The 12,751-nt window shown below is 42.7% G+C and carries 10 protein-coding genes; 1 reads left to right on the top strand and 9 read right to left on the bottom strand.

All coding sequences use genetic code 11. The features are described from left to right. Positions 1 to 19 precede the first annotated feature (19 nt). The 6 genes from NSQ38_RS23480 to NSQ38_RS23505 form a co-directional block, all read right to left on the bottom strand. Positions 20 to 1,060: an ATP-binding protein gene (locus tag NSQ38_RS23480; protein WP_339784271.1), complete on the bottom strand. Its 1,041-nt coding sequence runs from the start codon at positions 1,058 to 1,060 to the stop codon at positions 20 to 22. Then, entirely contained in the window at positions 1,057 to 1,761 is a 705-nt protein-coding gene (locus NSQ38_RS23485; protein WP_339790677.1) for a response regulator transcription factor, read from the bottom strand. Before NSQ38_RS23485 ends, NSQ38_RS23480 begins: the two co-directional genes overlap by 4 nt. A 77-nt stretch (positions 1,762 to 1,838) precedes the next feature. Beyond that, positions 1,839 to 2,282 (bottom strand): stalk domain-containing protein, encoded by a 444-nt coding sequence (locus tag NSQ38_RS23490; RefSeq protein ID WP_339784273.1) that lies wholly within the window; start codon positions 2,280 to 2,282, stop codon positions 1,839 to 1,841. Positions 2,283 to 2,448: 166 nt separating this feature from the next. After that, complete coding sequence (locus NSQ38_RS23495) at positions 2,449 to 4,998, bottom strand: glycoside hydrolase family 2 protein (protein WP_339784275.1); 2,550 nt, start codon at positions 4,996 to 4,998, stop codon at positions 2,449 to 2,451. 247 nt (positions 4,999 to 5,245) lie between these two features. After that, complete coding sequence (locus NSQ38_RS23500) at positions 5,246 to 6,277, bottom strand: LacI family DNA-binding transcriptional regulator (RefSeq protein WP_339784277.1); 1,032 nt, start codon at positions 6,275 to 6,277, stop codon at positions 5,246 to 5,248. A 189-nt stretch (positions 6,278 to 6,466) separates the two neighbouring features. Continuing rightward, positions 6,467 to 7,414: a DMT family transporter gene (locus tag NSQ38_RS23505; RefSeq protein WP_339784279.1), complete on the bottom strand. Its 948-nt coding sequence runs from the start codon at positions 7,412 to 7,414 to the stop codon at positions 6,467 to 6,469. Positions 7,415 to 7,579: 165 nt separating this feature from the next. On the opposite strand from NSQ38_RS23505, the gene NSQ38_RS23510 reads away from it, so the two are divergent. Further along, the gene (locus NSQ38_RS23510) at positions 7,580 to 8,455 is read left to right on the top strand and encodes a LysR family transcriptional regulator (protein ID WP_339784281.1); all 876 of its coding nucleotides are present in this window, start codon (positions 7,580 to 7,582) and stop codon (positions 8,453 to 8,455) included. Between the two features lie 1,493 nt (positions 8,456 to 9,948). On the opposite strand, the gene NSQ38_RS23515 is transcribed toward NSQ38_RS23510, so the two are convergent. From NSQ38_RS23515 to NSQ38_RS23525, 3 genes are all read right to left on the bottom strand, one after another. Next, positions 9,949 to 10,989, bottom strand: coding sequence for a hypothetical protein (locus NSQ38_RS23515; protein WP_339784284.1), 1,041 nt, complete (start codon positions 10,987 to 10,989; stop codon positions 9,949 to 9,951). A gap of 127 nt (positions 10,990 to 11,116) precedes the next feature. Next, a complete protein-coding gene (locus NSQ38_RS23520; protein ID WP_339784286.1) occupies positions 11,117 to 11,899 on the bottom strand; it encodes a sulfotransferase in 783 nt (260 codons plus the stop codon). Then, positions 11,899 to 12,747 carry a sugar phosphate isomerase/epimerase family protein gene (locus NSQ38_RS23525; RefSeq protein ID WP_339784288.1) on the bottom strand — a complete coding sequence of 283 codons (849 nt, stop codon included), beginning with the start codon at positions 12,745 to 12,747 and terminating at the stop codon, positions 11,899 to 11,901. Before NSQ38_RS23525 ends, NSQ38_RS23520 begins: the two co-directional genes overlap by 1 nt. Positions 12,748 to 12,751 lie beyond the last annotated feature (4 nt).

Raw genomic sequence — 12,751 nt, forward strand, 5'->3', positions numbered from 1 at the left:
TACGTTTGATTAACCAAGGTTAACGACTGACGTAGATCGGAAGCGTGAACCAGAAGCAGCTTCCTTCTCCTTTTGTACTCTGAACCCCGATCTCGCCACCATGGAGTTCCACAATCGATTGAGCGATGGCAAGGCCAAGCCCGGCCCCACCATTACTCTTGCTACGTGATTTGTCAATTCGATAAAAACGTTCAAATATCCGCGAAGTTTCCTCCGCTTCAATGCCTTCCCCTTCATCCGTAACTGAAATTCGTATAAACGGCCCCTTCTCTTCGGCAGCCAAAATGATTTTTCCTTCAACAGGAGAGTATTGAATGGCATTTTGCAGCAAATTGGAAAGGACCCGCTTCATTTGTGCAGGCATCATGACCGCGGCTGGTAATTTATCGGGCAAATCGATTTCAACGTTCAGCGTTTTCTCAGCGAGATGAAACGAAAAACTCTCCAACGTACTGAGCAGCAACTCATCGACGTGACAAGGCTGAGGGTCAAATACATCCCCTTTCGCTTCCAGGCTGGATAATTCGAACAAATCTTGAATAAGCCCTCCCAAACGCTTCGTTTCAAGTCGTATCGTGTTCAGGTAACGTTGAAAGGTTTCTTTATCCTGAATGACATCATCCTCCAACGCTTCGACGAATGACTGAATGGATGCCAATGGAGTCCGTAAATCATGGGAAACATTGGCGATCAACTCTCGTCTCGCGGTTTCTGAGTGATGCAGATGATCAAAGCTTTCCTTCAGCTCGGAACTCATCTCGTTAAATTGCTGTGCCAGGAGCTTAAATTCCTGCGTACCGATGAGAGGGACTTCCGTATGGAAATCCCCTTCGGCAATGCGTATTGTCTGCTGTGTAATTCGCGCAATTGATTTCTCTAATGGCTTGGTCAGCAAATATTGAAGAATAAACGAAAGTAAGCCTACCCCTGCCGTTATAGCCGATAACCAATACAATTGTTCGATCGTAAGCAGCATTTTGGAATAACTGATGAACAAACAAATTAATAATACGCCAATGCCTGTGAGACTGGACAATACCAAGTACGTGCGAAGTTTCATGAACTGCCACCCGCAAACTTGTAGCCTATACCCCAAACTGTTTTAATATATTTTGGATCAGAAGGATTTTGTTCGATCTTCTCTCGTAATCTCCGAACATGTACAGTCACCGTTGTTGTATCTCCCTCATAGCTAAAATCCCAAATCTTGCTTAACATCTGGTTACGGGAGAATACCTGGCCCGGGTGACTTGCCAACAAATACAACATCTCAAACTCCGTAACTGTCAATTCAATGGCCTGCCCGCTGATGTGTACTTCCCGCTTGGTAAAATCAATGGTAAGCCCTTCATAATTGATCGTATATTCAGATGTTGTAACAGGTGATGCCTGCGCAATTCGCATTCTCCGCAGGATTGCCTTCACACGCAAAACAAGTTCTCTCGGACTAAAAGGTTTGGTCAGATAATCATCCGCCCCCATCGTCAGTCCCATCAGACAATCCTGTTCCTCACCCCGGGCCGTCAGCATTACAATGGGCACATCCTCAGTTTGCCGAATCTCGTTGCAAACTTCCCAACCATTCTTATGTGGCATCATCAGGTCGAGCACAATCAAGCTTGGCGTTTGGCTGTGCCACAGCTCAATAGCCTCCAGACCATCCTTGGCCGTCACGACGAGATAACCTTCCCGTTCCAGATACCTGCGACAAACGTCGGTAATATTTGTATCATCATCAGCAACCAGTACACATTCATTCAAACGAACCCACCCCATATTCCAGAAAATACATTTGAGCCAATCATATCATATGGTGATGGCGATGCTTAGCCCTTAAATTACTTCATTCCCATGGCTGGCATCATGTACTGTTTAATTACAGATTCAGCCGCATACGAATTCCCTTCATGGATGACAGGCATCGATTTCAAGTTAACTTGCATACCGTCTACCATGATTTTTTTCGATCCAATCCACAATTTAATCGTTTTTCCCGCAGGCATCATCGTGTCTTCCATCATGTTGTCATCTTTCATCATCATGTCGTCTTCCATCATCTTGTCGTCCATTTTGCCCATATACATCAGAGTTACAGATCTGTCCTTGCTGTCCCACATAATGCTGTAATCATACATTTTGGCTGCCTGTCTCAATTGAACAAGCTCCATGCCATCCTTTTTAATCGTTTTCATATCTGCAGCACTTGCCAATCCAGAAAAGGCCATAGACATCATCAATACCGCTGCTACCATCGCTTTTTTGCTCTTATTTGTTTTCATCATTCTTATCACTCTCCATTCGTTTATTACTTACATGGATTACAATAAGCAAGATTGCTTACGATTCTCTAAGCGAAGTATTACGAAACCATTACGATATATAAATGAGGTCAGGTCTCAATAAAAAAACGGTTGAAATCTCTCTTACGAGAGACTCCAACCGTGTCTTCTAGGTCAAACGAATAAAATCAATCATGGATCGAACCTCGATCGGTCCCGGATTTGATATCACATCATTAGACTGCAATCCCTCTCTGGAAGTGAACTGCACCTTCACCGGAATGCCAGGAATCAAGTCGAAGAAGTTATCCGAGAAGACACCCTCCACATCCGAAGATAGCCATACCTGTTTAGCAAGCACATCACTTTCCAGTACCAGATGAACGCCGTTCTCATCCGCTCCCCCGCTTACATTGATGTTTGCAGGCTGCAGAGCAAGGTCTTTGGACGGTACAAAATAGTGTTCCTGTACGATATTCGCCGCACCTTCCTGTTTCAGATCCAGGCGCAGCAGCGTGTTAGCTGTATCATGACCTTCAAGCCACTCCGCGTTACGTAATGACAGCACTCGTTCACCTGTATTAGGTGCCAGGGTCACGTCATGTGTTTCATCACGATGCACCGTTCCATCGAACCCGAGCAAACGAATCTGTAACTGCCCTTTTACAGGTTGTAATTGATCCGAGATGATATATATATTTGTTGTATCTTCTTTTGTTCCATCTACCGATACCAACACATCGCTGAAGCTGCGTTTCGCATAATATTGCAATGCTTTCCAGCGACCAAGGTAGTCCATACCTGCCCATGAAGCTACCGGCCAGCAATCATTCATTTGCCAGTAAAGTGTGCCCATGCAGAATGGTTTGCGGCGACGGTGCGCTTCAATGGCTGTCTTCATCGCTTCCGCCTGAAGCACCTGGCTCATATACAGGAACGATGGGAAGTCCTTCGATTCATGCATGTACATATCCATGTACTGTTTGATCAGACGATTGCCTGCCCCATTCTTTTGATGAGCCAGCATGACTTCCGATTCCAGAGCAAGATCCTCTTCTTCCGCGTAAGTGCGTACTGACTTGTACTCCGGGAAAGACTGGAATCCATATTCACTCATGAAACGACCCACATGCACGTTATAGTTCTCGAATGGTTCTACATTGTGCCACACGCCCCAGTAGTGGATATCCCCTTCAGCTGTGGATGGGTGCGCATGTTGCGTCTCATCCCCTGTCAGGGATACCAGTGGTGAAGAAGGCCAGTAATCCACACCTGGAGCATACGCTTCAACCACTTCTGGCAGCAGATCATGGAAGATGGCCTCGTAATCGGCCCAGATACTTTCACGCTGCTCGGCAGTAAATTCCTTTTTCCAACCCCAGCCACCATTCTCAACATAGTGCGCCCAAGCCGAATCAATCTCGTTGTTCCCACACCAGAGTGCAATACTTGGATGGTTGCGAAGACGTTTCACATTATCAATGGCTTCATGTCTTACACTGTTCAGGAACGCTTCATCTCCTGGATACATGCTGCAAGCAAACATGAAGTCTTGCCATACCAGGATTCCATATTCATCACATAGTTCGTAGAACACATCCTGCTCATAGATTCCGCCACCCCACACGCGCAGCATATTCATATTAGACTCGGCTGCGGATACGATCTCATGACGATAACGTTCATGAGTAATTTCAGTGATGAAGCTATCATTCGGAATGTGGTTGGCCCCTTTGGCAAAGACCGCAACACCATTTAATTCAAAGTAAAAGGATGCTCCTGCTTCATCTTTGTCACGTACCAAGCGAATGGAACGAAGCCCAGTCTTCACTGTAGATTCAGCCACAGCTCGCTCACCTTGAAGCACTTCGGTAAGGAAGGTGTACATATGCGGATCACCAAGCCCACGGCTCCACCACAGTTTCGGTTCATCAATGGAGACTTGAATCTCCACAGTCTGAGTTCCAGGTTGTAGCGATACGGATCTTTCCCATCTCTGTCCATCTGCGCCGATACGAATAATCGTATCTACCGCTTGGGATGTCTCGACTTCCACAACAGCAGTTAATGAAGCTGAGGTAGCGCTTACTTCATTTTGCTGGATATACACATCATTGATTCGTACCTGTGTCCAACCTTCAAGACGTGCTTCACGCCAGATCCCACTGGTTACAAAACGCGGACCCCAGTCCCAACCATAGTGATACGGGGCTTTACGTGCAAAAATACTTACTCTTTTGTCGCCAAGTCCGCCAACATCGGACTGATCATTCGATGCAGGTAATGCATATCCGAGCTTCTCCAGCTTCGGCAGATCTTCCTGAATCGGAGACCAAAAACGTATTCGGAGAATGTTGCCGTTCCCTTTTAATACGGCCTTCACATCCGCCTTCCATACCCGGAACATATTATCTGCTGATAACACATGCACATCATTCACATACACATCCGCATATGTATCCAGACCATCAAACACCAGTTCCAGATGTTCCTGCGAGAACAACCCTTCGGCCACATCAAATTCCGTCTGATATTCCCAATCTATCTTATCAATCCATTGTACTTCCTTCTCGTTTGTTCCATAAAAAGGATCTGGGATCTTGCCCAGCTTCAGCAAATCTGTATGCACACAGCCGGGCACCTGAGCCGGCATCCACTCTTGATCTTCGCAAGCCTTGAACGTCCAATTCTGAAAAACATGTGATTGTATTGTGCTCATGACAGCCTCCATTGTTGTTAGAGTTGGTAAACATTATTTTGTTAGGTTTTGTTATTATAAAAACAAATAACTTACAAAACAAAATTAACACGATATGCTTCTTATAGTCAATCTGTTTTGTAATTTAATTTGTTAAACAATCTCTGCATAACAAAAAGACATGAAGCTCTAACCTCTCCATGTCTTTCACCTAATTTCATTTACCCTAATGATCATTGTTAAATTGAGCCCATAAGTTCATATCCCATTACTGTATACTGGCGTTATATTCATCACGAATAATTAATTCCGAATAGATCAGCTTGCGTTCATAAGGTTCATCCAGGTGTTTGATCCGCCACAATAGCTGATCTACTGCTCTTGTTCCCAGATTCTCTTTGTTAATATGTACCGAAGCAAGAATGGGTTCATCCGTCTGGGTATTGTCAAATCCGGTTACGGCACAGCGTTCAGGCACCTTAATGCCTCGACTTTGGAGTGCCTGAATGACAATGACAGCTGTATGGTCATTTGCGCACACGATAACTTCAGGGATATCCTCCAGCTCCATTTCAGCAACGGATCTCCGAATCTGATCATACTCTGGTCCCAGCAAGCCTTCTTGCTGGGACCCCTCCAACTGCTTCTCTTCCAGCACCGTACGATATCCAAGCCAGCGTTCTCTAAAACTTGCTGCATCGGGCAGTTGCCCGGCAAACTGGAACCTTCTATACCCTTTTCCAATGAGCATGAGAACCAGTTCTTTCATACATTTCATATTGTCCGTAAAAACCGAGTCTGCGTATATGGCAGGGTCTTCATGATCCACCATGACAAGCGGAATACGCAGCCTGTAAATCTCCAGCAATACCGATGTCGAGATGGTGCCCACGGTAATGACTCCGCTAATTGCGTCGGGATTAAGAACCGAGAACATCCGATCTGAAGAGGGTTCTGTCAGCGTTAAAATATCCATACCCTTCTCATTCAGCCTCTCAGAAATGCCATCAAACACAGGCCCCCAGTATAAGGAAGCTCGATTCTGAGAACGAATGTTGGGAAACAAAATTAATATCGTACCTTGTCGCTCCGCTTCTGGCTTCATCGCCGCTGATATCTGTGTCTCGCCCGGATAACGCTTCGGTTCGGTTCTGAAATACCCAAGCTGCCCCGCCGTTCTGACAATCATCTCGCGTGTATGCTCACTCACACCAGGCTTGCCCGTCAGCGCACGGGAGACTGCGAATTTGGACACCCCCGCAGCATCCGCAATTTGCTGCATCGTTACTCTTTTGGCCATCCTACTCACCCGTTTTTCCTAATTTTCCATTCAGTGTAGCATAAAAAACAAAAATCAACAAAACAAGGTTATGTTATTCTGTTTTTGTTAGGTAGTTGTTTATCAGTTACACTAGGTGTGCGACATAACCAAAAAAGGCCCTCTCCCCACCTTCCATAGAAGATGACGAAAGGACCTTTTATCCCCAAATTATACGCCTGGTGCTCCCTGATCCCCAAGTTCCGACTGTAAAACCGGGCGTTTTCTACGCCAGAAGATAGGCTGTGGAAGTTTGATCTCTGTGATCAGAACACCAACCAACATCAAAGCTGCTCCTGCATATCCTTGTAACGTTAGCGATTCCCCTTGAAAGGTAAATGCAAATGCTGCTGCAAACAGTGGTTCGAGTGAAAAAATCAGACTTGTTCTTGTAGGAGAGGCATGACGCTGCGCGAGTGTCTGCAGAATATACCCCAAGCCGCTACATAAAACACCTAAGCCGAGAATCGCTGCCCAGGATTCAGCCGTATCGGGCATACGTGGCGTTTCCAGTATAAATGTAGCTGCAATTCCCCACATCGCTGCAACACCTAATTGAACTGTCCCCAATGTTAATGGATCATGCTTCGGTGTGAACTTGCCAGCAATCATTATATAGATGGCATACACAAGTGCTGCTAGTATGCACAGAATATCTCCCGTGTGCAGACTCAGCTGATGCTGAAGCGTCAGCAAGCCAAGCCCGGTAACTGCAACCAGGATACTGAGCGTCAATCGTTTGTCCGGCATACGACGATGCTGGATGGTCGTCAGGATCGGTACAAAAATAACGGCCAAACTTATTAGGAATCCCGCTTGGGATGTCGTTGTTCGTTGCACACCATAGGTGATGAATACAAATGCAGCAAATAAAGCTGTCCCCATAATAGCTCCTGCCACAAGTGTTCTGCGATCCATGTTAAACAACCGCCGATGAAAAAGAAGTCCTGCCGCAATAAAGGCAATTCCAAAACGAAATGCGACCAGATTCAATTCTTGCATGGACTCCAGGCCCGATTTCATAAACAGGTAGGATGATCCCCATATAACCGTTGCGAGCAGCATCTGTATGTCCGCTCTTCTTGTTGCCTGACCTTGATTAACATGTACACCATTCATCTTGCTTCAACCTTCATTCTATGTATTCTGAGCTGTGTGATCGTGCGTCAAACTAACTCGCCTTGGCAAGTATAAACGATCTCTTTGCATTATAAAAATGAATATTTATAATGTATTATATGAAATAAACTCATACATTAAATGAGGGAAGGAACGGAACCGTTCATGTCACTGATCAAATACGAAATATTGAATACCGTTGTGGAATATGGCAGTCTCACCAAAGCAGCAGAAGCATTAAACATCACCCAATCCGCCGTCAGCCATGCCATCGCCAGTCTGGAGACAGAATGTGGTTTTTCACTGCTCCATCGCGGCCGCTCCGGGGTGCGGGTTACCGCTGAAGGCGAACGTATTCTGGGATACACACGTGAGATTCTGCGCTGGACGGAACTGATGAACCAGGAAATCTCCCTCATTCGCGGCGCGGAGATTGGTACGGTGCGTATTGGCACCTTCGCCAGTGTCTCCACACAATGGTTGCCAGGCATCCTGAAACAATTTCGCCTGCGTCATCCAGGAATTGAGATCAAGCTGTGGGAGGGCGATTATGCTGAGATTGAGGGCTGGCTGGCTGGAGGTGCCATCGATCTCGGATTTCTGTCCCTCGGCGATTCATCACCTTTTGAGACGATCCCATTGCAAAAAGACAGGATGATGTGCATCCTGCCTCTGGACCATCCTCTTGCCTCAGAGGAATCTGTTTCGTTTGATAATCTGCTGGAGCAACCCTTTATTCTGCCCAAATGGGGCGGAGACAACGAGATTGAACGGCTGATCCGGCAGCATGCAGCCAAGCTCAATGTCGTCTATGAAGTCGCAGAAGATCAAGCCATCATGGCGATGGTCCGTAATGGTCTGGGTATCAGCTTGTTGCCGGAAATGGTACTTCAAAATCATACTGATTCGCTCGCGCTCGTGCCACTCACTGGAGATCCTTATCGCACGATTGGCATGGCCTGCCCGTCTTTGGTTAATCTATCGCCAGCTACGCGGCGTTTCATTGAAGAGGTGCAACAGTGGCTCAGCCAGGCTATGTAAATTTGGAGAATTACTACGTTTGTCGTTATAATCGATCGCTCCTATCTGTGCGTTGTCAGAATTAGTAAGAGTGATTCATCAAAAAAACTTATGTATGAATAAAAATTTTCATAATTATTGAGAGAAATTTATTATTCAATTTGAATTGCTCAATGATTTTCATAATGAGTGATAAAAAGCGGAAACTCACTTTGCATCTTTATGCATGAATATCTTAATCTTGATTATACAACAAAAAACCACTATCTAGTATTAGATAACAGTCTCAAATTTAACATACTCTACTCACTTAAATTAAAATCATTTCGCCTTCTACTCTTCTACAGAAACATCATACTTAAATCCAGATTATGTAGCATTAAACATATAGCACCATAAGCTAGTTTAACTCAGACTTTTTATTGAATTATTTAAGATATTCAAATATTGTTAAACTTAAAATTTAGTAGATTCAACATACAAATTTATACCTTTAAGAATCAACGTACACGCTATTTTAGCATAGCGAGTGGCCAGACGACGATAATTTTTCACTTTATTGAAAAAGCATTCTAATAAATGACGTTCTCTGTATATAACTCAATCATAAGGTTGAATCTCTCGGCGATTCTTCTGCTTGGAATCACTGAAATTGCTTCTTACTCGTCTAAAAGCTCGAACCGCTTGGTACAATATGCTCGATTAGCCAATACTTGCTTCATCGAAGAAGTTCATAGCCCTTAACGGAGTCATGAGCTTAACCGCCTGTTAATTCGAAACGAAGCAAATTGCCTAACGCATCAACAAAGGCATGTATTTTGGTGCTTAATCCACCACAGGATCGTCCGATCGTTTGCTTGCTCTGCCGCCCTTTTGTGCCGATCCATGCTGATGAACGCGCACAATTGTGGCATCAATCATGACCCTTTCTTCACTGGTACCTTGTGCTTTCTGCCAGCCTCGAAAGCGGGTTAGACAGATTCCCAATGGGGAAAGTAACCAGGGAGACCACGACATGGGGCGCCTGAACGTGAAACCCTAGCATTGAATTTAACATGATTTCGGTTGTCCAAAACGGAGCGTCTCCTTGAGGTTTCCGTTCAGGTGGAAACAAATCTTGGACTGGCTGCCATGGTTGGGGTATCTTTAGTATGGTCATAAAAATTAACTTTTAAACACATAAAAAGGACGGTTCAAGACAGATACTATGATCTTGTCTAATAATTTTGCAGCTCGATTAGACCCGTTAATCTAATCAAATCACACAGATTAACGGGTTTTAAAAAACTTAATAAGCATATTCTCTGCCTTTGAATAGAATGCCATACTCGGCTGCACATTTTGAGATGATCAGTTTAGTAAAGTTCCCTTACTTATGACTTGCTCGTGAAGTCCGTTTTAAACTGGTACAAAAATATAAAATAAAGTACTACGTCTAAACCTCCATATTTTTTAACCTCACCTAAGCTTGATTCTTAAATGTCATTTATCACAATGTCATTCAAACCAACTATTTAAATCCCTTGAAAAAGTTTATATTCCAAATCAATAATAGTACGAAGCTTTTCCTTAGATTTACGATCGTTTTTATCACTCCCGGAAACCATATTTTTAATCATTACATTTTTAAAAATCTCCCATTCCAAAGCTAGTTCCAAAGACCTTTCCGCAAATTTTATTAGTCCGGTATCTCTATATTTCGGTTTATCTTGCATTCTTTTAAGCAGCATATGACCATTTTTTTTGTGATTTTGTACAAATGAAGTTGTCCGAAGCGAGAAAATACTTACATCCTCACAACTACCAATAATCTCCTCATATTCTTCTAAATATTGATCTAATACAGATAAACCCACCTGATAATATAGATCATATTCCTTTACATACCTTATTTCACTTAAAGAAATCGTATCTTTAATTTCTTCCAACATTAGATCATAGTTACCAAAATCATTATTTTTGATTTTATTTTCTAGAGGTGTTACTTCACTGAAACAAACTTGCCTTCCTTGTTGTAACAAAAACTTCGTCGACTCTGTAACAACTTCTTTTGGAATCTGATAGCTTTGCATATGACCAGGTGATAAACAGTCCTCTATTGCCGTATAAGTCCCCTGTTCTTTAGAGTATCCATATAAAAAAGTCGGATGAACAAAGTGTAACTTTCCTGTCTCTCTGCCTGATGAGAAAAAAAAGCGATCAACGTGTAAAAAAACAAACTTATTTTCTGAGAATGCATCGCATATTAATTCATGTATCCCATTAATTTTCGAATTCTGGAAAATCCTTTTTTCAATATTAAAGAAGGATTTTATCTGATCAGTTTGATAAATAATCTTGGGAATAAATAAGCCTTGCTTCAATAAACTCTTATATGTATCCCGTGAATCAAATTGTTGTGATTTTTTTTTTTTCCAATATTCGAATTTCATTGTTGCAGGTAATAATTCAAAAATACTATCATATGAAATTAGTATAGACATCAAATTATTTTGAATACAGTCTAGCCAAATCTCATTATATGGCTTTAAATTGCCCCTAACACTGTAATTCATATATTTTCTCCCTTCAACCAAATTCCCCATATTTGTATATAATGGTTTAATACGGATTAGTAATCACCTAAAAATTTGTAGATATAGCAAGAGGTGATGCGTGATGCTTGTAAGTACTTATTGCAGACTAATTTATACGTTGGAGTTTATCCCAAACTTCCTTTACTTCCTCGGTTAGACGAGGGTGTTCCACTCTTTTACGGCGTGGAACAAGTTCTTTTAAATATGGCGCTATCTCAATTCCAATAAAATTAGAAAGCCGATCATTTTCAATGCCTTCACAGAGGCGCTGATATTCAACAACAAGGTAACGTTCCTTAGATAAAGCAGTAATCTGCTCAATCGCTTCGGAATGCCACGACACCCACTTTGTTAGATTTCCAGGAACGGAAAGAGGACGCCATGGGCGATCTCCTTCCCACTCGATTACAGATGAAGCAACATCATATGGATCTCGAAACATCAGAATATATTTGGCGTCAGGTACTACGTTGTTAAGATAAGAAAATATCTGAAGATATTCATTGTATTTATCTCCCCATCTTGTAAAACCTTTATAGCTTTCGGAAACAATTCTCCTTCCTAACTCAAGTTCATTGCCTTGATATCCCTCGGCAACATCGATCGCAACTTCTCGCAACACTTTCTCAACCTGGTATAAATATCGTTCTATACCGATTCCACCAGGGACACGTCGTTTCAATGAAAATAATATTTCATCCACACGTAAGTGACGATAATCAATATCCTTCATAGTGAGCCATCGCTGTAAATAATACATCAATTTTCCATTTACACTAAACAACCCATTATCTACATCAAACGCTTCGCTTAACTTATGCGCAAACACCGTAGTCCCAGATCTCTGAAAACCAAGCAAAATTATAGGATTTTCATTATTTTTTTTCATTAGGACACCTCATTGATATAAGATAGCAGTCGCTGCATACATTCTACTGAAGCTTCATACCCATCCATAGAAAAAGAATCAAACCATGGATTGTCCCGTTGTTTCTGGTCAAGCACCCGTCCTTTTCTCCAATGAGTTTCTAGAGAGACATAGCCTTGATAATCATCGTTCTTCAATGTTTGAATGATATCCCGCCATGGGACATCACCATCACCAAATCTGACGTATTGACTCTGACCTTGCGGATCTTTAATATGTATGTGTTTAATGAACTCTTTCCCCAAGGTATAATCTTCTGGAAACGGATTCAAGTGTTGTCCGGAAAATACCGAATTTCCAGGATCCCAAACAATACCTAATCGGTTATCAGCGACCTCATCTAGAAAATCAAGCATATGCTTTATTGTGGGTGTATTCGTTCGCATACCAGTCTCCACATAAATTTGAATATCATCTGGAACAAGCCCATCAACAATTTGTTTTACAGCTCTTGCAGCTAGCTTGGGTTGTGCTTCTCCTTCTCGATAAAATGTGAATACCCTAACAAAACCGGAATCTAACAAACGAGCCTGGTCGATAGCTTTTGCCAAAGTTTTTCGAGAACTCTCCAATAGTTTATCTGTCGTCGGGAATTCTACTTTAAAACAAGGGGAATCAAAGCCAGCTATATTTAGTCCTGCAGAACGAACGGAATCACGGATCAGCTCTAATTGTTCATTACTTAATTGGTCCGGACGTGTATTCCAGACGGAACGCACTTCAATACCATGGAATGTATTCTCCTGAACTGCATGAATTACTCGATGCAAATCTTGATCTATTTCATCACCAATAATAGCTAGTTTCATTGTT

The sequence above is a fragment of the Paenibacillus sp. FSL R7-0313 genome, from assembly GCF_037969885.1.
Taxonomy (GTDB): Bacteria; Bacillota; Bacilli; order Paenibacillales; family Paenibacillaceae; genus Paenibacillus.